This window comes from Paenibacillus xylanilyticus, from assembly GCF_009664365.1.
GTDB lineage: Bacteria > Bacillota > Bacilli > Paenibacillales > Paenibacillaceae > Paenibacillus > Paenibacillus xylanilyticus_A.
Genome location: NZ_CP044310.1, coordinates 116544 through 137500, shown reverse-complemented (window position 1 = coordinate 137500; position 20957 = coordinate 116544). Strand labels below are relative to the sequence as shown.

Genomic DNA, 20957 nt, shown 5'->3' with positions numbered 1-20957 from the left:
GGATGGCTTCATCAATCCAAGGTTGCTTGCTGCCTGAACCGCCGTCTTCATGCTCAGGTTCAAGCTTAAAGTCCTCCTTTGGCGCTTCAGCAGCTCCTTCCATGGCTCCCGTCCAGTCCTTAAGCATCATCGTCACCAGACGCGCTGAACGCCCAAGCTGTTCAGACAGCACACGCTCAATTACTTCACGATTAGCCTGCTTCTCTGTCGTTTCACGGTGAATGTTGTTTTTGAAAGCAACCAATACATTGTCTTCCAGCATAGATACAGGCTCACCATCCATAAACCAGGCATGCACTGTAACCTTCTCTTCTTTAACACGCTGCAAGATTTGACTCCACTTTCTGCTGATCTCCACGAATTCTGGAGATCCTTTGCGCGCCACGTATTGGTCCAGCTGTGCAGGCAGCTTCGCCGGAGCATTCCCCCTGGATACGGGAGCACGAGTTGCCGGTCGCGAAGGACTGCTTGGTGCAGCCTCTCCACCAGAGAGGCCACTTTTCAGCGCACGATCCAGCTTCTTCTCCAGCTCAGCAAGCTGTTGTTTCAAGCGGTTAATTTCGCCGCTGTCAGCTTGTGAGGACGCCGTCGCCCCTGCTGATACAGCAGCTTGATTCGGTACCTCTCCCTGCGCAGGTATACTGCACAGCTTGAGCAGAGCCACTTCAAATAAAGTTTGCGGCTGTACTGCATATTTCATCTCACTCTGGTATCGGTTCAGTGTGTCAATCATCTGGAACAGCTGTTCCTTCGTGAAGGATTCTGCCATATCACGGAAAGACTCGGGGTTAAGCACCCGGTCTGTCAGTTTATCAGCATCCGGTACCATCTTGATCATAAGTAAATCACGGAAGTAATACAGCAAGTTTTCCATGCATTTATCTGCACTCTTGCCTTCATGCATAAATCCTTCGATCATCTGCAAAATATGTCCGACATCACCTTTAAGCAGTGACGCGGCAAGCTTGGCAAATTGCTCTGAAGGAATTCCTCCGGTCATATCCATAACCTGCTGATATGTCACTCTGCCATCTGTGAAAGAAGAGATCTGATCCAGAACACTGAGCGCATCCCGCATTCCCCCGTCCGACAGACGAGCGATGTATTGGAGCGCATCCTGATCAGCCTCCATACCCTCCTGTTCGCAGATCAGCGTAAGTCTTGCCGTCTGCTCCTCAAGGGAAACCCGGCGGAAATCGAATCGCTGACACCTGGAGATAATTGTGGCCGGAAGGCGGTGTGGTTCGGTTGTTGCCAAAATAAACATTACATGTGGAGGAGGTTCCTCCAATGTTTTGAGCAAAGCGTTAAACGCCTCTGTCGTTAACATGTGCACTTCATCAATAATATAGACTTTCTGCCGGACTTCCGTCGGGGCATATTTCACCTTTTCACGAAGATCGCGGATCTCCTCAACACCCCGGTTGGATGCAGCGTCAATCTCCTGCACATCCATTACCGAACCGGCTGTGATCCTGCGACAAGCTTCACATTCATTACAAGGCTCAGGCGCAGGTCCGCGCTCGCAGTTTACAGCTTTGGCCAAAATCTTGGCGGCACTGGTCTTCCCCGTTCCTCTGGGCCCGTTAAACAAGTAGGCATGGGAAGTCCGCTGTTCACGAATCGCGTTCTGCAAGGTCTGAATAATATGCTGTTGTCCCACCATATCTTGAAACGACTGGGGACGCCAAGCCCGGTATAACGCGATATGCTCCATGATGCGTTACCTTCCTTCCACTTCGCATTCGAGTCCTTTGTCGTTCCCCCATTATACTATATTCCGGGGTGATTCCAAACTTTATCTGACCCAATGATGCGTAGTTTTTTTGTACATATCAAAAAGACCTCTGCATACATACAACTGCAAAGGTCTCTACATTTCAAATGGTAAGCCGTGCACCTGCTATCGATAATTGCGATCCAAGTGGCACCCCTGAACAACAGCTCAGGCTAGGCAACCCTCCGGCACAAGAGTGATCTCACTTATGGCTGCTTCCTTCCGGACCTGACCAGGTTCATGAGTACTCATTGCGGAGGACCCAACCGTCAACACCACGTTCAGGGACCAAACCTCACATCGACAAAACCTCTAGCAGGAATTCAACCTCGCTATAGCGGATTGCGAGTTACAGGGCACCGCTACCTCCCCATCTAGCACGGTAAGAAATAGTATAACGTAAGCTTATCCAAATTGCAACCGGGCCTGAACTGGAACCTTTATCCCTATATAAAAACCCCTGCCAATAGGCAGGGGTGGTTTGGATGCAATTAGCAGACAATTCACAGGGAATTGCTGAATTAGATTCCGTATTTTTTCTTGAAACGATCGACACGGCCGCCAGCATCGATAAACTTCTGTTTACCGGTGAAGAACGGGTGGCAAGCGGAGCAAATCTCTACACGAAGTCCTTCTTTAACTGAACCAGTCTCAAAAGTGTTACCGCAAGCGCAGGTTACTTGACCGATCGTGTATTTAGGATGAATTGCTTCTTTCATTACCTTTCACCTCTTTCCGCCCTGAGCCTCAAGCGGACCCAGAGTAAATGGCACAACTTCAGAGATTATAACACGGCCTCATGCGTGTTGCAATCGAATATTATCAAGAGGTGATGAGGCGTTTCGGACGCGCCATCCCGGCTGGAGGAACATGTGTATACGAGCCAATAACGACATCAGGCAGCTCTTCTTCGAAGATCTCAATCATTTGCTTCATTCCGAGAATATCACCTTGAGCTGGAGGGATAAGTTCCAGATAACTCTCCGGGTCGATGTTCAGATTCCGCATTTGAATTAAGCGCAGGTCTGTTCTCCGGGCAAACTCAATCATGGCTTCAATCTCCTCTTCACGATCCGTTACACCTGGGAAGATCAAATAGTTAATCGATGTGTACACGCCTTGTTGAGCCGCATACTTCATTGACTTCTCCACGTTAGCAAGTGTATAACCCCGTGGTTTGTAGTACGCATTATAGTGGTCATCCAGTGCACTAATCGTACTTACACGCATCAAATCCAGCCCCGCATCCACGATGCCCCGAATGTGGTCATTCAAACCAGCGTTGGTGTTAATGTTGATATATCCCATATCCGTAATGGAACGCACCTCACGAATGGCCTCAATAATCAACTTAGCCTGAGTTGACGGTTCACCTTCACATCCCTGCCCAAAGCTGATAATGGACTCAGGTGTTTTCAGATGTTCCAGCATAACCTCAACAATTTCGTCCACACGAGGTCGGAAATTCATTCGGGTCTGCGGGGAAACAAAGCCACTGTCATCTGGTTGTTCCGAAATACATCCGAAGCAGCCTGCGTTACAGGAGTATGATACCGGAACTCCACCTTCCCAACGATTCAGGAACGTATTTGACGAGGTCAGACATTCATACCCAAGTGCACAGTTGGACAAATGGGTATACAGACGATTCTCAGGATACTTTTCAGTCATCCGCGTAACTCCAGCACGTACGTCATCACGGTCACAGTTCAGCGGATTCCACTGATCCGGTTGATCGGACATCCGGGCTGTAACGTAGAATGCGTCATCTTTCCATACCACTGCGGAATACCCGAACAAGGGAAGCTTATATTCTTTATCCGTTTTCACATAGCCCGGCAAACACAGCCGAGTAAACCCTTGCGGAAGCAAAGCCCCGACCGCCTGTGTATCACTCGGAAGAGGCATCATCTCGCCGGTGTCTGGATCCATCCCAATGGGACGAGTGCTTGGTAATCCAACCAGAGTTGCTCCCTCTGGTAGAGGAATGAGTTCATCCTCCATAATTTCAACGATCATATCTCCACTACGGGCAAGCCCATACAGGGATGGGTGATCAAATACATTTCCTTTTTCATCTGCGTATACTAAATACATGATGTTCTCCTCACATCTAATGGGTTAAACCGAACGACGAGTTTATGGTAAATCCAGCAGCAGAACTGCCAAATTCGAATGCGTAAAAGTACTTTTTAAGTTGTTGTTGCTGAGGTAGCCGTCTGTCTCGGCGAACGCCGAGTCGTTGTGGTCCCCGAATTGCTTGTATTGTTGCCCGCTGCATCAAACGCAGCCAAAAATTCTGCATTCGTTTTGCTGTTACGCAGTTTTTTCAGGAAGCTTTCCACAAAATCATGGGAGTCATTCATATTTTTACGAATGGTCCAGATGGTATCCAGCTCTTCCTTGCTTAGCAGCACTTCTTCTCTGCGTGTACCCGAACGGCGAATATCGATGGCCGGGAAGATACGGCGTTCTGCCAGCTTGCGGTCCAGATGAAGCTCCATATTACCCGTACCTTTAAACTCTTCATAGATGATATCATCCATACGAGATCCCGTATCGATTAACGCTGTTGCCAGAATAGTCAGGCTGCCGCCCTCTTCCACATTCCGCGCAGATCCAAAGAAACGTTTTGGGCGGTGGAATGCTGCAGGGTCAATACCCCCACTAAGCGTCCGTCCGGATGGTGGGATAACCAGGTTATATGCACGAGCAAGACGCGTAATGCTGTCCAGCAGAATAACGACATCTTTTTTCGCCTCAACCAGACGCAGAGCACGTTCCAGCACCAGTTCCGCAACCTTGATATGATTCTCAGGCAGCTCATCGAACGTAGAAGCCACAACTTCCCCTTTTACCGAACGAGACATATCCGTTACTTCCTCCGGACGTTCATCAATCAACAGGACAAACAGTTCAATTTCTGGATTGTTGGTTGAAATGCTGTTGGCAATTTCTTTGAGGAGAAGCGTCTTACCTGCTTTGGGAGGTGCTACGATCAATCCGCGCTGTCCCAAACCTACAGGAGCCAGCACATCCATAATGCGTGTAGACAAATGGTTGGGGGATGTTTCGAGAACCAGCTTTTTCTGCGGATACAATGGGGTTAATGCCGGGAAGTGAAGTCTCTCCGCAGCGGCTGAAGGATTCTCACCGTTTACCGCATTGACTTGCAGCAAACCGAAATATCTCTCGTTTTCCTTCGGCGTTCTACATTTACCAGATACGAGGTCACCCGTTCTAAGATCGAACTTGCGAATCTGCGAGGCCGATATATAAATGTCTTCGGTGCTAGGCAGGTAGTTAATCGGGCGGAGAAAACCGTAACCTTCAGGAAGGATCTCAAGCACACCTTGCATAAACATCAAACCGCTCTGTTCAGCCTGAGCTCGTAGTATGGCAAAGATCAATTCTTTCTTCTTCAGTGTGCCATAGTAGGGAATCTGATATTTTTTGGCCAGTTTGTAGAGGTCCGTTAGTTTCATTTCTTCCAAATCGGAAATTTGTAGATCCATATAATAACCACCTATTCAATTAATAAGTCCGTGAAATGGATAGTTTCGCTTGATGATCGGCTATAGGAGAACAACACAAATCAGCTGCGTTCTCTTCTGTCCATTGTACGGAATGTAACCGTTATAATGCAAATACTTGTCGTTGAGTGTAAGTTTCCGGGTGGGATGACCATGATACAGTGTTACACACTTGTAAGTGAACATATAATTCACGAGGCTTTCGATCCGGGTACCCAGTCATGGAGCACAGACCAATCGGGGTTTGGGGAAAGGAATGATGTCAGTTCTTACAGCCATATGATATTTGATCCAAAAAAAGACCCTCCGGTTAAGGAAACAAAAACCATTTCGTCTTATCCCGGAGAGGCTGAGAACTCTATTAGAATAGGTTTACCCAATTGTTGTAAGGTTATGCAGTTCTGTCAAAATAATAACGTCAAGTCACCAATCTTGCAATATGGTAGCTTACGCTATTCCGTTTCACGCCATACATCTGCACCAAGAAGACGCAGGTTGGTGACGAGGTGATCATATCCACGATCAATAAACTCGACGCCTGTCACTTCAGTCACACCTTCTTTAACAGTCAGACCGGCAATGACCAGCGCTGCTCCGGCACGAAGATCTGATGCTTTTACTTTGGCCGCATTCAGTGCACCGCCTTCAATGATGGCTGAACGACCTTCCACTCGAATTTTGGCGCCCATACGCACCAGCTCTGGCACATGCTTAAATCGATTGCTGTATACAAAATCGCTCAGGACACTTACACCCGTCGCTTGAGTTAATACACTTGTCATCGGAGACTGCAAATCGGTTGGAAATCCCGGATACACCAGAGCCTTCACATCCACATGACTATAGGAAGGTTGTCCAATGACACGAATACTCTCATCCATCTCTTCAATGCCCACACCCATCTCCAGCAATTTGGCGGTTAACGCCTCCAGATGTTTGGGAATGACATTGTCGATCAAAACATTACCGCGCGTTGCCGCTGCAGCAATCATATACGTACCCGCCTGTATGCGGTCCGGAATAATGGAATGACGGCAGCCTTTGAGCTCCGACACGCCCTCAATACGAATCGTTTCAGTACCCGCACCCTTGATGCTGGCACCCATTGAATTCAAAAGTGTTGCTACATCTATAATCTCAGGCTCTTTAGCCGCGTTTTCGATAATTGTAGAGCCTTTGGCACGTGTTGCCGCCAGCATAATGTTAATGGTTGCACCTACACTGCTTACATCCAGGTAAATCTTAGCTCCACGCAGCTCTTTGGCATGCAGATGGATGGATCCATGTTCGTTTGTTACTGTTGCGCCAAGCGCTTCAAAACCTTTGATGTGTTGGTCTATCGGACGAGGCTCAAAGTTACAGCCTCCAGGCAAACCAATTGTTGCTTCTTTGAATCGTCCAAGCAATGCCCCCATCATATAATAAGAAGCACGCAGCTTCTTCACGGGACCATTCGGCATAGGTATAGATTTGATATCGGAAGGATCGATCTTCATCTGACTTCCTTCCCAGAATACACGAGCTCCGAGTTCCTCCAAAATTTCCGCATAAACCGCCACATCACTTAAAAGTGGCAGGTTATCCAGCACGACCTCTGATTCGGCAAGCAATGCTGCAGGAATAAGCGCAATGGCGCTGTTTTTGGCGCCGCTTATGGTTACAGTCCCCTGTAACGGACGTCCGCCACTAATCATCAATTTTTCCATAAAGCTTAATGTCCCCCTACGTGTTTTGCAGCCGACGAACGGCATGACGTGCTGATGGCTCCCTACGTGAAATAAGGTGTGAAAATGGAAAGACACCGGCTAGGCGGTGTTCTTTCCACTTCACAGTATGGAACTGGTAAAGATAAATTACGCTTTGTTGTTGGAACCAAACTCGCGGATTTTACCTTTAACGGTTTCTTTGATTGCTTCACGGCCTGGTACGATGAACGTACGTGGATCGTAAGCATCTGGTTTAGCTGCAAGCACTTCACGAACCGCTTTTGTGAACGAAATTTGGTTCTCAGTGTTTACGTTGATTTTGGAAGTACCCAGGGAAATGGCTTTATCGATGTCATGTTTAGGAATACCTGTACCACCGTGCAATACGAGTGGAACTTGTACCGCATCACGAACTTCTTCCATTTCTTTGAAGCCCAGGTTTGGCTCGCCTTGGTAAGGACCGTGTACGGAACCCAGAGCTGGTGCCAATGTGTCGATACCTGTTTCTTTGACGATACGGATACACTCGTTCAGGTCAGCGTATTGGATGCCGCCGATAACGTCATCTTCCTGGCCACCAACAGTACCTACTTCAGCTTCAACGGAAACGCCTTTAGCGTGTGCATATTCAACGACTTTTTTCGTCATTTCAATGTTCTCGTCGATGGAGTGGTGGGAACCGTCGATCATAACGGAAGTGAATCCGGCATCGATTGCTTCTTTACATTTATCAAAGCTGGAACCGTGGTCCAGGTGAATCGCAACTTCAACGGTGATTTTCATGTCATGAATAAGTCCTTCTACCATTTTAACTACTGTGTAGAAGCCACCCATGTGACGTGCTGCACCTTCGGATACACCAAGGATTACAGGAGATTTCTCTTCTTCTGCAGCTGCAAGAATCGCTTGAGTCCACTCAAGGTTATTGATGTTGTATTGACCAACTGCATATTTTCCTTCAAGTGCTTTGTTCAACATGTTTGTCATAGAAACTAATGGCATGGTTTCAATCCTCCTAGGGTTTGGGTTGTGTCTATGGTTTTTAGCCGAAATCACATACGGGCTTATTATACCACATCCCATGTCAAATACTAAACAAGCATTTGCAAAAATGCTGTGCTTTGCAGCACAGTTTTCATAGACACCGCATGAAGCCGCTCCCATTTTCAATATTCCCTCGTTAATTGGACGAAATACCCATTGCCCCCAAGAAGTACATGCCCTATAGGCGCAGACAAAAAAATCCTGCATTCACAGGATTCAGCTGCACTTATTCGCCGTATCATTGCGAAGCTGCATATTGACGGCCACGCGCATTTCATCAATATCAAACGGCTTCGTGAAATGCATAAGCGCACCGAGATCAGTAGCTTCCTTGATCATGTCCAGTTCGCCATAAGCTGTCATCATGATGACTTTGATATCCGGATCAATTTCCTTAATATGCTTCAAAATTTCAAGGCCATCCATGCCTGGAATCTTCATATCGAGCAACACTAGATCAGGCTTATCTGTATTCACAATTTCCAGAGCGATCTTGCCATTGGGAGCCTGGAATGTGTTATATCCCTCACTGCTGAATACTTCCATTAAGAGGATTCGAATCCCGTTCTGGTCATCAACGATTAACACTTTTTTATTTTCCACTCTGTAACCTCCTGGATTTTAGGAAAGCATGTATTTCTCCGAATCTGGATAACTATCCCATAGTCGTCATGATAAGTATTCTACCCTCCCCATTAAAATCCTGCCCCAAGCACAAATTACAGCAAACATTTTATCCATGTCACGCTTGCACGCGAGCTACTGCCGAAACCAAAAAAGAGGTGCTCACCGCACCAGCCTGCAAACACAGGCCAATCGGCAAACACCCCTCTACATTATAGGGTAAACTCGATATTATTTTTCTGCATTTTCCAATGAAGCTTTTACGAATTCACGGAACAATGGCTGTGGACGGTTCGGACGGGATGTAAATTCCGGATGGAATTGTACAGCTAGGAACCACGGGTGTCCCGGAAGTTCCACGATCTCAACCAGACGGCCATCCGGAGATGTACCGGAGATGACCAGACCTGCTTTTTCAATCGCTTCACGGTACTCATTGTTGAACTCATACCGGTGACGGTGTCTCTCATATACCAGCTCGTCATCATAACATGCCATAGCCAAAGAACCTTCTTGCAGCTTACAAGGATATAGACCCAGACGCATTGTACCGCCCAGATTTTCGATATCTTTTTGTTCTGGCAGCAGGTCGATTACCGGGAATTCAGTAGCCGGGTTAATCTCAGAGCTGTTCGCACCATTCAGACCCACAATGGAACGTGCATATTCGATTACGGAAACCTGCATACCCAGGCAAATACCGAAGAATGGAATGTTTTTCTCGCGGGCATAACGGATCGCTGATACTTTACCTTCGATACCGCGATCTCCGAAACCACCCGGAACAAGGATACCGCCAACACCATGCAGCAGGTCGCCTACGTTCTCGTCAGTAATATCTTCGGAATGGATCCAGCGAATCTTCACATCTGCGTTGGATGCAAATCCTGCATGAGACAGGGATTCAACAACACTCAAATAAGCATCGTGCAGTGCTACATATTTACCAACAATGGCAATCTCAACGGTACGCTGCAATTTGCTGATGCGGTCAACCAGCCCTTCCCACTCGCTCATATCCGGTGCAGGAGTGGTCAGCTTCAGGTGATTTACCACGATTTCATCCAAACCTTCTTCACGCAAGTTCAAAGGTACTTCATACAACGTGCTTGCATCACGACATTCAACTACGGCATTTTCATCAATGTCACAGAAGAGAGCGATTTTGGCTTTCATGTCTTTGGACAGCTCGTACTCTGTACGGCATACAATCACATTTGGCTGGATACCGATACTGCGCAATTCTTTCACGCTGTGCTGGGTTGGTTTGGTTTTCACTTCACCAGCTGCCTTGATGTAAGGAATCAGCGTTACATGGATATACATTACATTGTCACGGCCAACATCACTCTTGATCTGACGAATAGCTTCCAGGAAAGGCAAGCTCTCAATATCGCCTACAGTTCCGCCGATCTCTGTAATAACCACATCCGAACCTGCTTCACGTCCAGCGCGGAATACGCGCTCCTTGATCTCGTTCGTAATGTGCGGAATAACCTGTACCGTGCCGCCGAGGTATTCTCCGCGCCGCTCTTTGCTAATAACGGAGGAATACACTTTACCCGTCGTGACGTTGCTGTTTTTGGAGAGGTTGATATCGATAAAACGTTCATAGTGACCAAGGTCCAAATCCGTTTCCGCGCCATCATCCGTTACAAAAACCTCACCGTGCTGATAAGGACTCATTGTTCCCGGGTCGATGTTGATGTATGGGTCAAATTTTTGAATAGTTACCTTGAGACCTCTGTTTTTCAGCAGTCTGCCCAACGAGGCAGCCGTGATCCCTTTACCCAGGGAGGACACAACTCCGCCCGTCACGAAAATATACTTTGTCACTGTTATTACCCTCCTAATATAAATGCAGAAATTCAGGCGATATATGGTGTTATCGTAACCCGTTTCCCAGGTAATCATCGTTAAAAAGAGCAATGGCAGAAATTCCCTGCATCTGCGAACTGCTCTTTTGTGCGAAGACCGTGTGTAAACCTTGTTCTACAGCTAAGAATGGTGCAAATTTTCCGAAAAGCCAAACATCCATGCCTGTCCACAAGATGGCATCAACCGATCTCTTGTCGACGTTTTTTTATATACAAAAAATGGGCCACGGATGTTTGGCCGGGAGCGTGCGGAAATCAATCATTTTGCAATATTCTGCCTCTAAAAATACAAAAAAAAGTACTCCCGCAGGACGGGGCACTTTTTATAAAAAACATAAATATATTCTCGCTCATTCATAAGCCCATGCAATAGTTTACCCGTTACCCCGTTCGCTGTCAAGGCTGACTATCTGGGGAAAACGGGTAAATTATCGACGTCAAAAATGACGGTTACTTATCGGAATCGTCGTCAAAATCATCCTCGTCTTCGGACTCATCTTCATCGTCTTCATCGAGGTCTTCGTCATCCAAATCATCATCTTCAACCAGAACTTCTTCATCGCTGTCATCTTCATCAAAGATGTCGTCATCGTCGTCGTCATCATCGTCATCATCATCTTGATCATCATCGGCATTGTCGAAGTCTTCGTCACTGTTGTAGCTGTCTTCCTCTTCGCCAAAGTCCTCATCTTCCAGATCATCGTCTTCATCGTTGATGATGCGCGGACGCTTCGCACCAGTCATGGAGTCTTCTGTTCCACCTACTGGATACCAGCGTTTCAATCCCCAAAGACTTGTACCGACGCAGGCAAAACGGCCATCGATATTGATCTCGGTATATAGCTGGGCGATAAACTCGTTGATTTCTTCATCAGTCATTCCGCGCTGTTTCGCTACCTCATTCATCAAATCACGGTAGTAGTACGGCGTATTGGCCGCTTTCAGCACCATAAAGGCAAGGTCAACCAAAGGAATCTCTCTTACCTTTTCTTTATCAATTTTCAAATTGAGCGAGGTACTCACTGACAGACACTTCCTCTCACACATAATTCACTTTATATCCCTACGAGCTGGACCGTTACGTAATAACATATCCATTAACAAACCTAAGTAAAACCTATTTAGCGGTAAAAAGCAAGTTTTTATGTAGGCATTTGATATAAATTCAAGGTGCCGTGCTTCCCGTTTGCAAATATGTCGATTCTGTAAAAGTTAGCGAAAAATGAAAAAGACGGAGTCCCCTCCGCCTTCTGACTGTATACCCTCGTAGGATTGCTCCTCACCAGGTTCCCCGCAAGAGCCCTCTAGCTCTCCATCCATCATATGTCCCTGCGCCCGTTTTGACACGAAGACAACGTCTTTTTGTAAAAAAAGGGCAAGTTCCCCATGCGGCGGGATGAACGCATTCATAGAATACCTCAGCATGTTCATCCCGAAGGGGGCAGCCCATAATGGACTATACTGGTTTTTTGCATCAATTAGTTGAAGGAATGCAACGTCCTGAACCGGAACAGGCAGGGCGGTACCTGATCCGGTTCGCCAAACCTGGACAGTATGAAGCCTGTCTGCTTGAGCTCTCGCGGATGCGGAATGAGCATACTCATCTTAGCATGATACGATCCTCACGGCTGGCCCGCTCCATTATCGCTCCGGTCCATTGTCCGGAGGTTCTGGATCAATACCGTGATGAGATTACCGTAGAGGAAGATACGCAAATCTCCCTTCATGCAACAGCCCTTCACAACAAGCCGGCCACAGCTCAAGGGGTTCCATGGGGAGTGAAGCAGATTCGTGCACCGAAAGTATGGTCCGTCTCCACAGGACACCGGATCAAAATCGGCGTGATCGATACAGGTGCCGATTATCACCACCCTGACCTCAGGTACTCCCTGGCTCGCGGGATCAACCTGTTAAACCGCAGTCTGCTTCCTCATGACGACAACGGTCATGGTACCCATATTGCCGGTACGATCGCCGCAGCGAATAGCACGGAAGGCATGATTGGCGTAGCTCCGCGTTCCCTGATCTATCCGGTCAAGGCATTTGACCATAACGGCTCCGCCTATGTCTCTGATATTGTACTGGGCATCGACTGGTGTGTGCGTAACCGGGTCGATATTATCAATATGAGTTTCGGTATGAAAACCCGCAGCAAGGCACTCCTTGATGTGGTTAACCGTGCACATCAGGCTGGCATCGTCATTGTCGCTTCGTCAGGAAATGACGGCAAACGCCGCAGCATCGATTATCCTGCACGCTATCCGCAGACCATTTCGGTGGGAGCCACCGACAAAAATCGGCGGATTGCGTCCTTCAGCAACCGCGGCGCATATGTGGATGTCTATGCCCCTGGCGACAAGATCATCTCTTCCTGGGTGCAGGGCAAGCACCATGAGATGAGTGGTACATCCATGGCTACGTCTCATGTGAGCGGTGCTATTGCACTACTGCTCGCGAAGCATCCGGGTCTCTCGCCCAGCGAGATCAAGACGATGGTCAAGCGCGCAACCGTTCCGCTGCGCGCACGCAAGTCCACCACCGCGAAGAGCAAAGTACGCGGTGGCGAAATTGACGCACTCCGGCTGATGCAGGAGGGCGGCGGGTAATGGGGCAGCTGCGTATTGCCGCTGCCCTTGGGGTCTTGCCAGCAGCAGCCTATGGCTGGCTGGCTGGCTCGGTGCCCGGCTAGTCCGCCAAGTCTTGGCGGGATGAGGCACCGGGCACAGCAAAAAAGTCTCCATGTCCACGCTGCATTGCAGGCGTGATGCATGGAGACTTTTTGCCATGGCCAAGCCGCTGCTGCGGTGCTTGGCCTGACGGTTTACATTTTGTCTGGTGCGGATACGCCAACCAGACGGAGCGCTGTCGCGATGACGGTGCGAACGGCACCGATCAGCGCCAGACGCGCTTGGGTTTGACCCGCGTCTTCGGTAATGACGCGTTCAGCACGATAGTAGCTATGGAACAATGAAGCCAGCTCATATACATAACGGATCATGCGATGAGGCGCATATCCGGTAGCTGCTGCGGCAATCTCTTCAGGCAGCTCGCCCATTTTGCGAAGAAGATCGAATTCATGTTCCGTATTCAGCTTGGACAGGTCAATCTGTGCCAGCGGAAGCAGTTCAATACCCTGCTCTTCAGCCTGACGGTATACGCTGCATACGCGGGCATGTGCATATTGCACGTAGAATACCGGGTTCTCATTGGACGTCGAAATCGCGAGATCCATATCAAAGTCCAGATGGGAATCCATGCTGCGCATCGTGAAGAAGTAACGGATCGCATCAATACCTACTTCATCCATCAGATCTTCCATCGTTACCGCTTTACCGGTACGCTTCGACATCTTCACTTTTTCGCCGTTCTGGAACAAGCTCACCATCTGTGCAATCAATACCACCAGCTTGGATGGGTCATTACCCAGTGCCTGCATTGCTGCTTTCATCCGTGGAATATATCCATGGTGGTCAGCTCCCCAAATGTTGATCATCGTGTCATATCCACGGGAATACTTGTCACGGTGATATGCAATATCCGGCGTCAGGTACGTGTACGTGCCATCGTTTTTGATCAATACACGTTCCTTGTCGTCACCATATTGCATGGTTTTCAGCCAAGTTGCTCCGTCTTTTTCGTAAATTTCGTCACGGTCACGCAATTCGTCAAGGACACGAAGCACTTCCCCATTGTCGTACAGAGAAGTCTCGCTGAACCAGATGTCAAAGTTGACGCGGAAGCGATTCAGGTCGCGCTTGATTTTATCGAGCTCTTTCTCCAGACCATAGTCACGGAAATAAGCAGCACGGTCACCTGGATGCATCGACAGCAAGCTGTCTCCCTTTTCGGCTACCAGCTCCTTGGCAAATCCTTTGATATCCTCGCCGTGGTAACCATCTTCCGGCATCTCGGCATCCTGACCGAGCTCCTGCAAATAACGTGCTTCAATGGAACGTGCCAGGTTAAACACCTGGTTACCCGCATCATTAATGTAGTATTCACGTGTTACGTCATACCCTGCATAATCGAGGATGTTGCAGAGCGCATCACCCACAGCCGCTCCACGGGCATGTCCCAGATGCAAGCTGCCTGTCGGGTTTGCACTGACAAACTCCATCTCGACCTTGCGCCCTTCGCCGACATTGATCCGTCCGTAGTTCTCACCTTGTTCATGAACAAGTTCAAGCACCGGGTAAAGGTAGCTCTTGTCCAATTTGAAGTTGATAAAACCTGGTCCGGCAATCTCTGCCTTCTCGATTCCAGCTTCCACAAGGTTCAGATTCGCAATGATCTCTTCTGCAATCTGGCGTGGATTGCGCTTGGCAATCTTGGTCAGCTGCATGGCTGCATTGGTCGCCAAATCCCCGTGCGACTTGTCACGCGGCACTTCAAGTGTGATGGCTGGCAGTTCCTCTTGCGTAACGAGGCCGGCAGCAACAACAGCATTGCCGATCGCGGTACTTACCCGTTCGTTAATCGTATCTAGTGGATTACGTGTCATGAAATTGGTTCCTCCTGTATGTGCAAACTGATCTCAAAATGTCCGGCTTCTTCGTCAAAGCGATAAAAGTCATAGCTCCACGCTGCGCGTGCGCTCAATCCCTGTATGGAAAGGTCCAGCTTATGTGTATGCGTGGACAGGGTAAATAACATGTAAGGTGATCGGTAAAAACCTGGGAGCTTGCGATTCATTTCAAACGTTTGCTCCGATTCCACCTCACCATGGCGTATAATCTTGAGGGATTGTCCACCAAGCTTCAATGTTGTTCGAGTAATACCGCCCTCAGGTCCAGCCTGCGGCTCTTCGTAACGAACGTAGAGCACAGAACCCTTCAAAACGGCTTCACCCTTCATTTCCTGCAGCACATCTTCGCCTTCATAACGGCTGTGCAGCCGGATCTGAACCGGTCGCATGTTCGACATGAATGTTAACCTCCAATATATTCGAGGCGGCGCAAAATCGGGCAGGACCGGTGAGAACAGCCCTTCCCGAATTCGAGTACCGCTATACGCGCTAATATGACCAGATAGCTCGCTATCCTACACTCTACTGTATAACTATATCCAGTTCACCCGCTCAATTCAAATCCAAATTCAGAGTTTTTGTCCCATATCATCAAAAAAAGCAGAGCGACACCCTAAAAGTGCAGCCCTGCTTTGTTACATTATAATGAAATCAAACGTTAGAGGCTCGACCATCTGGATTCATAAGGGAATGGGCAGGTCGATTCTGCCAGCTTGGCACGAACCTGGACCAGACAGCTGCAATAGCGGCAGGTCGTGCCATATTGCAGCCCTGGGCAGTCTGCACAGCAGGATAATCGCCTCTCATATTCCTCGTCCTGCACGACAGGGCGCGAACGCGATGCAATCTCCACCAAACGGGCCATTTTGGAATCACTGATGTTGACAGCATGCTGATCACTGCAGCCCTTACACGACTCCTGCTTAGCCCCAACATGACTTGAATCCGATGTGCTCATCGCATTAGTCCTGGATTGCAAGCACCCCTACAGATGCAGGCGGCAGAACAAAACGCAATTCCTGATTAACCAGAGTAACACCCTTCCAATCCGTTGGCTCAACCTTGCTCGGATCTTCAAATGTATTGAATGCACCAAAATCGGCATGATGCAGAATTCGACCAGAGACGGAAGAAGATTCCGCAGCGTCAAGCTGGCATACCACTTCCAGCTCATCTGTGTGACTGAGATTGCATGTCGTTACATGAATCACGCCGTCCTTATTGCGGGAAGCGGACAAGCTAAGCTGAGGAATAGTATCTTCACCAAGCGTATATCCAGGGCTCTCATAGTTCAGCTCCAACCGCTGTGCATCCATATGAACCTGATACATATCAAACACATGATATGTTGGGGTGAGCAGCATACGCTCGCCTTCTGTCAGGACCAGAGCCTGCAGCACATTAACGATCTGTGCCAAATTGGCCATTTGCACCCGTTTATTGTAGCGATTGAACAGGTTGAGGTTAATGCCAGCCACGAGCGCATCCCGCATTGTGTTTTGCTGATAGAGGAATCCTGGATTCGTCCCTGGCTCGACGTTGTACCAGGTTCCCCATTCATCAATAATAAGTCCCACCTTGCAGTCCGGGTCATATTTATCCATAATCTCGGAATGCTTCACGATCAATTCTTCCATGCGCAAAGTACGCTTCAGGGTCTGAAACCAGGCTTGATCATCAAATCCGGTCGATTCGCCCTTATCACTCCACACTCCCGTAGGCAATGTATAATAATGAAGGCTTAAGCCGTTCATGTGCTGTCCCGCTTCACGCATCAATACTTCTGTCCAGTGGTAGTTGTCCTCGTTGGGCCCGCAGGCAATCTTATAGATCTGATTATCAGAATAATTACGTACATATGTAGCATACCTACGATACTCATCCGCGTAATACTCGGCACGCATGTTACCGCCGCATCCCCAGTTTTCATTACCCACGCCAAAGTAAGTCAGTTTCCACGGCTTATCCCTACCGTTATCCTTGCGCCAGTTGGCCATGGGAGATTCCCCGTCAAACGTTATGTATTCAACCCACTGCTGCATTTCATGGACGGTTCCGCTACCCACATTGCCACTGATATATGGTTCTGTTCCTAACAGCTCACATAATCTTAGGAATTCATGTGTTCCAAAATGGTTATTCTCTTCCACGCCGCCCCAGTTTGTATTGATCATGCGTGCACGTTCATTCTTCGGGCCAACGCCATCCTTCCAGTGATATTCATCAGCAAAACAACCACCCGGCCAGCGAAGTACCGGAATATTCAGCTTCTGCAGTGCGGCCAGCACGTCATTGCGTATCCCTTCCGTATTCGGAATGGGCGAATCTTCCCCTACCCAAATCCCTTCGTAAATACAGCGTCCCAAGTGCTCAGAAAAGTGACCGTATATATTGCGATTTATTAATCCTTGATCTGAATTCACCTTTAAAGTAACACCAACCATAATTTCAACCTCCCAAAATGTGTTGTTACCGCTTACAATAACTTGTTTTCAAACAGGTTTCAACCGTTTTTATTTTTACAAAAACAAGCCCTTTACCAGCATAATTCCTCTGGAAAGGACTTGTTTATCGGGCACAATCAAAATAGAGCTACGAAATGGTTTTTTTTCGATTCAACTAGTGAATTTGGTTAGTTGTTATTTCAAATTAAAGGGCCATTTAATCCTGCTCTGAAGGTAACAACATTTTTTGTACCCAAGAAGTTCCCCCATCTGTCGTTTGATAGACGGCAGGTGAGTTGTCACTTGTTACAACGAGCCAGCCTGTTTGGGCTGATGGGAAAGAGATCCGCGAGCTATAACCCGGAGCCTTCAGATCGATATTTTTCCACGTGGAACCTGCATCATACGAACGCCCAATACCCACTTTACCAGCAGCAGGAGATCCACCTGAGAGATAAGCAGCCTGGTCAACGATTAGCGCCATGTTCCCTGGATGGCCCCCTGGGTCTGCCGGGCCTTTTCCTTTCCCGATATTGCTGCCACCTGGTGCAGGGCCTCCACCTGCTGTCGACTGAGCAAAAACCTGCCTCCAGCTTCTGCCTTCATTCCCGCTTGCATATAGAGAATACGATTGTTGAGACATACCTGCATTACCATACAGGACAGCCCATACCTGCTTCCCGTTTGCATATAGATCTGCCCCATTCCATGTGGCCGAAGCGACTTTGAGAGAGGCTGTCCAGTTCTTACCCCCATCTGTTGTCCGTAGCAGCTGATATCCCGAGCCCGGTACAACTTGTACAGCATACCCTTGTTGATTTGTGGTGAAAGCCGCCGATCTTGTATTTGCGGGGGTAAGGATTTTAATCCAGCTTAATCCGCCGTCCTGTGTTCGATACGCACCATTATAGGTATAGCCGTAACCTTCGTTTTTATTTTTAAAATCAATTCGCTTGAACTGCATGCCAGGGGTATCAAGTCGGTTCCAGTGTGATCCCCCATCCGTCGTGCGAATAAGATACGTCTTGGCAGAATCCTTCATTTGCGCTAAGGCAAATCCATTTACGTTATTCGGAAAATCGATCTGCATGAACTGCCATTGTCCAGTATAGATGGATTGCCATGTACACCCCGCATTCGAGGTGCCAATCAGGAACCCCTCCCCAGCAGCACGACCCGTTGTGTTGTTCAGGAAATCAATGTCTGTAAACTGCAGATGCTGATCTTCTACACCGCTGCCTTTCTTCAATGCAGCAGACAATCCGTGATCTCCACTTCCACAAGTGGATGAAGCTGCAGCAGCACTTACACCGGACTGTGCATATACCGGCCCCAATCCCCAGGCCAGCGTTAAGGATAATGCCAATGTCCCAATCCGTTTCCATGTGATCGCACTCTTTGTTGTCATCGCGACACCTCCTTCTATGTTTTACCCGAATTTGCACGTTCTAAGGTAACAATTGGTTTCTCACCAATGACATTACTGCAATAAAAAAACCACCTTCACCTACGATTGGTATCTTGTAGATAAGGGTGGTCGTTCGTAAACGTTTGGATGACCTCAATTAAATGGGATATGTCTTCATCGCAATAATAACAAAACTGATACTAAGAAACAGACATAGCCCAAAATTTAATTTGTTGTATCTAAATTCCCGGATACTATATGCTGCAAAAAGCATGGCTAGGTTACACAACAGCCAGGTCAGATTAAAAAATACGGTCATCATGGATATAAGATTGATTATAAATATCACAAGAACGGAGCTAAACCACTTTGGAACCATACTCAAGTGAGCCAGAATCGCTTGCATAGACATCCACCTTTCTCTATACCCAATATTATACATCATTGATAGATTCACCCCACTCTTTAAATTGCTCTTGAAGAACGAGGCATTCATGGTATGCAATAAATGGTAGAGTCATGCGAACATACGTGCTATAATTGATATTAAGGACCGTGAATATGGTGGATGTTTTCATGACCACGGCGCAGCTTCCCGAGAGGGGGTGACGTCGATGGTCAAACTTGTGGCGTTGCTTGATGTGATCCGGTGGATTGCTGCGATTCTCAGTCTGGTACTGAGTATACGAAGGCTATACCGTTGGTTGCGTAAAAAGTTTCGTAACAAGCGAAAACCCACCTCATAGGTTGGAGCCTGACGGTGGGTTTCGCTTGAACTAAGCTATTCAGTTTAATGCACGCCGTGGCAGTCCACAGCCTTTCTGGTCCTCAGAGTCCTATGTCGCTACCAACGACAAGGGCTCTTTTTATAGTATATGGCCGAACCAGACCACCATATACTTCCTGCTATAATACAACAATAATTTGATATATTACCTATTAACGTTGTACCCAGTATAACATAGTCGTGGGCCGAGGTTCAATGAAGTGAACCCCACCCAATCAAATATTCGACTCGCTAAAACTGGATGGTGGAGCATCCTTTACAAGTTTCCTGATAACGAAAACACCCTCCCCTACGCAATATTGGAACCGCGCAGGAAGAGAGTGTTATGTTCTAACCATTATTCAGGTTATTTTATTACTTCACGAAACCAAGCAGCATCTCACGGATCAGCTTAGCCGCTACAATCTGAGTCTGTTGTGTTGGATCATAGATTGGCGCTACCTCAACCAGGTCACAGCCAACTACATTTACATCCGATCCGGCAATCATGTGGACAGCTTCAAGCAGTTCTTTGGACGTGATACCGCCCGCTTCCGCTGTACCCGTTCCTGGAGCAGCCGATGGATCAAGCACATCGATATCGATGGTCACATACACTGGATGATTGCCCATTTTAGGAAGAGCTTCCTTCATTGGAGCTGCGACTTCAAACGGGTAGAAGTTAATGTTCTCCCGGCCATACTGGAACTCTTCACGGGAGCCGGAACGGATTCCGAATTGATAAATATTTTTGCCGCCCATCAGCTCAGCTGCTTTGCGTACTGGCGTCGAGTGGGACAACGGCTCACCTTCATAGCTTTCACGAAGGTCTGCATGTGCATCAATATGAATCAGAATGAGATCCGGGTATTTCTTGTACATTTGTTGGATCACTGGCCAAGTGACCAGATGCTCCCCGCCAAGACCGATCGGGAATTTTTCATCAGCCAGCAGGCTGCCGATATATTCGTGGATTACTTCAAGGCTGCGTCCAGCGTTACCGAAAGGCAAGAGCAGATCTCCAGCGTCGAAGTAAGTCATATCCACAATACTCTTGTCGAGGTACGGGCTGTATTCTTCAAGTCCAACCGAAGCCTGGCGGATATGAGAAGGGCCGAACCGGGAACCCGGGCGGAAGCTGACAGTATAGTCCATGGGCATCCCGTAGATGACCGCTTTGGAATTCTCATAATCCTCGGAACTGCAAATAAATACGTTACCAGAATAAGCTTGATCCAATTTCATTAATGATT

Annotated in this window: 17 protein-coding genes and 1 other RNA gene (1 of these 18 only partly in view); 2 read left to right on the top strand and 16 right to left on the bottom strand. The window is 47.9% G+C overall.

Annotation, left to right across the window (positions count from 1 at the left end; translation table 11 throughout):
- From dnaX to rpoE, 10 genes are all read right to left on the bottom strand, one after another.
- A protein-coding gene (gene dnaX, locus F4V51_RS00625; protein WP_127541113.1) for a DNA polymerase III subunit gamma/tau crosses the window boundary here: on the bottom strand, positions 1-1717 show its 5' portion. It extends 38 nt beyond the left edge of the window; the window shows 1717 of its 1755 coding nt (coding positions 1-1717); its start codon is at positions 1715-1717; the stop codon falls past the left edge of the window.
- Positions 1718-1892: 175 nt separating this feature from the next.
- Positions 1893-2160, bottom strand: an RNA gene (ffs, locus tag F4V51_RS00620) — signal recognition particle sRNA large type.
- Between the two features lie 138 nt (positions 2161-2298).
- Positions 2299-2496: a 50S ribosomal protein L31 gene (gene rpmE, locus F4V51_RS00615; protein WP_095293485.1), complete on the bottom strand. Its 198-nt coding sequence runs from the start codon at positions 2494-2496 to the stop codon at positions 2299-2301.
- 103 nt (positions 2497-2599) lie between these two features.
- Positions 2600-3874, bottom strand: a complete 1275-nt coding sequence (locus F4V51_RS00610; RefSeq protein ID WP_153976474.1) for a radical SAM family protein — start codon at positions 3872-3874, stop codon at positions 2600-2602.
- A 95-nt stretch (positions 3875-3969) separates the two neighbouring features.
- Complete coding sequence (gene rho / locus F4V51_RS00605) at positions 3970-5292, bottom strand: transcription termination factor Rho (RefSeq protein WP_095293483.1); 1323 nt, start codon at positions 5290-5292, stop codon at positions 3970-3972.
- Positions 5293-5762: 470 nt separating this feature from the next.
- Positions 5763-7016: a UDP-N-acetylglucosamine 1-carboxyvinyltransferase gene (locus F4V51_RS00600; RefSeq protein WP_095362302.1), complete on the bottom strand. Its 1254-nt coding sequence runs from the start codon at positions 7014-7016 to the stop codon at positions 5763-5765.
- A gap of 147 nt (positions 7017-7163) precedes the next feature.
- A complete protein-coding gene (gene fba, locus F4V51_RS00595; RefSeq protein ID WP_095293481.1) occupies positions 7164-8018 on the bottom strand; it encodes a class II fructose-1,6-bisphosphate aldolase in 855 nt (284 codons plus the stop codon).
- A gap of 258 nt (positions 8019-8276) precedes the next feature.
- A complete protein-coding gene (locus F4V51_RS00590; RefSeq protein ID WP_153976473.1) occupies positions 8277-8663 on the bottom strand; it encodes a response regulator in 387 nt (128 codons plus the stop codon).
- A gap of 252 nt (positions 8664-8915) precedes the next feature.
- The gene (locus F4V51_RS00585; protein ID WP_095293479.1) at positions 8916-10520 is read right to left on the bottom strand and encodes a CTP synthase; all 1605 of its coding nucleotides are present in this window, start codon (positions 10518-10520) and stop codon (positions 8916-8918) included.
- A 491-nt stretch (positions 10521-11011) separates the two neighbouring features.
- On the bottom strand, positions 11012-11584 hold the full coding sequence (rpoE, locus tag F4V51_RS00580; RefSeq protein WP_153976472.1) for a DNA-directed RNA polymerase subunit delta: 573 nt from the start codon (positions 11582-11584) through the stop codon (positions 11012-11014).
- Between the two features lie 428 nt (positions 11585-12012).
- Between rpoE and F4V51_RS00575 the strand changes: the two genes are divergently transcribed.
- Positions 12013-13167 carry a S8 family peptidase gene (locus tag F4V51_RS00575; protein WP_153976471.1) on the top strand — a complete coding sequence of 385 codons (1155 nt, stop codon included), beginning with the start codon at positions 12013-12015 and terminating at the stop codon, positions 13165-13167.
- Positions 13168-13382: 215 nt separating this feature from the next.
- Here F4V51_RS00575 and argS read toward each other — a convergent pair whose 3' ends face one another.
- The 5 genes from argS to F4V51_RS00550 form a co-directional block, all read right to left on the bottom strand.
- Entirely contained in the window at positions 13383-15062 is a 1680-nt protein-coding gene (gene argS / locus F4V51_RS00570; RefSeq protein ID WP_127541121.1) for an arginine--tRNA ligase, read from the bottom strand.
- Positions 15059-15484, bottom strand: a complete 426-nt coding sequence (locus F4V51_RS00565; protein WP_153976470.1) for a YwiB family protein — start codon at positions 15482-15484, stop codon at positions 15059-15061. Before F4V51_RS00565 ends, argS begins: the two co-directional genes overlap by 4 nt.
- A 260-nt stretch (positions 15485-15744) precedes the next feature.
- Positions 15745-16044, bottom strand: a complete 300-nt coding sequence (locus tag F4V51_RS00560; RefSeq protein ID WP_153976469.1) for a DUF6171 family protein — start codon at positions 16042-16044, stop codon at positions 15745-15747.
- 4 nt (positions 16045-16048) lie between these two features.
- The gene (locus F4V51_RS00555) at positions 16049-17530 is read right to left on the bottom strand and encodes an alpha-N-arabinofuranosidase (protein ID WP_153976468.1); all 1482 of its coding nucleotides are present in this window, start codon (positions 17528-17530) and stop codon (positions 16049-16051) included.
- Positions 17531-17747: 217 nt separating this feature from the next.
- The gene (locus F4V51_RS00550) at positions 17748-18938 is read right to left on the bottom strand and encodes a beta propeller repeat protein (protein ID WP_153976467.1); all 1191 of its coding nucleotides are present in this window, start codon (positions 18936-18938) and stop codon (positions 17748-17750) included.
- A gap of 614 nt (positions 18939-19552) precedes the next feature.
- Between F4V51_RS00550 and F4V51_RS29220 the strand changes: the two genes are divergently transcribed.
- Positions 19553-19684, top strand: a complete 132-nt coding sequence (locus F4V51_RS29220) for a hypothetical protein (protein ID WP_265333665.1) — start codon at positions 19553-19555, stop codon at positions 19682-19684.
- A gap of 395 nt (positions 19685-20079) precedes the next feature.
- Here the strand turns inward: F4V51_RS29220 and speB are convergent, their stop codons facing one another.
- Positions 20080-20949 (bottom strand): agmatinase, encoded by an 870-nt coding sequence (gene speB / locus F4V51_RS00545; RefSeq protein ID WP_153976466.1) that lies wholly within the window; start codon positions 20947-20949, stop codon positions 20080-20082.
- Positions 20950-20957: the final 8 nt, after the last annotated feature.

Excerpts from the sequence above, each read along its gene's own strand:
- rpmE (WP_095293485.1), bottom strand. The coding sequence starts at position 2,496 with ATGAAAGAAGCAATTCATCCTAAATACACGATCGGTCAAGTAACCTGC.
- F4V51_RS00610 (WP_153976474.1), bottom strand. The coding sequence starts at position 3,874 with ATGTATTTAGTATACGCAGATGAAAAAGGAAATGTATTTGATCACCCA.
- rho (WP_095293483.1), bottom strand. The coding sequence starts at position 5,292 with ATGGATCTACAAATTTCCGATTTGGAAGAAATGAAACTAACGGACCTC.
- F4V51_RS00600 (WP_095362302.1), bottom strand. The coding sequence starts at position 7,016 with ATGGAAAAATTGATGATTAGTGGCGGACGTCCGTTACAGGGGACTGTA.
- fba (WP_095293481.1), bottom strand. The coding sequence starts at position 8,018 with ATGCCATTAGTTTCTATGACAAACATGTTGAACAAAGCACTTGAAGGA.
- F4V51_RS00575 (WP_153976471.1), top strand. The coding sequence starts at position 12,013 with ATGGACTATACTGGTTTTTTGCATCAATTAGTTGAAGGAATGCAACGT.
- argS (WP_127541121.1), bottom strand. The coding sequence starts at position 15,062 with ATGACACGTAATCCACTAGATACGATTAACGAACGGGTAAGTACCGCG.
- F4V51_RS00565 (WP_153976470.1), bottom strand. The coding sequence starts at position 15,484 with ATGTCGAACATGCGACCGGTTCAGATCCGGCTGCACAGCCGTTATGAA.
- F4V51_RS00560 (WP_153976469.1), bottom strand. The coding sequence starts at position 16,044 with ATGAGCACATCGGATTCAAGTCATGTTGGGGCTAAGCAGGAGTCGTGT.
- F4V51_RS00555 (WP_153976468.1), bottom strand. The coding sequence starts at position 17,530 with ATGGTTGGTGTTACTTTAAAGGTGAATTCAGATCAAGGATTAATAAAT.
- F4V51_RS00550 (WP_153976467.1), bottom strand. The coding sequence starts at position 18,938 with ATGACAACAAAGAGTGCGATCACATGGAAACGGATTGGGACATTGGCA.
- F4V51_RS29220 (WP_265333665.1), top strand. The coding sequence starts at position 19,553 with ATGGTCAAACTTGTGGCGTTGCTTGATGTGATCCGGTGGATTGCTGCG.
- speB (WP_153976466.1), bottom strand. The coding sequence starts at position 20,949 with ATGAAATTGGATCAAGCTTATTCTGGTAACGTATTTATTTGCAGTTCC.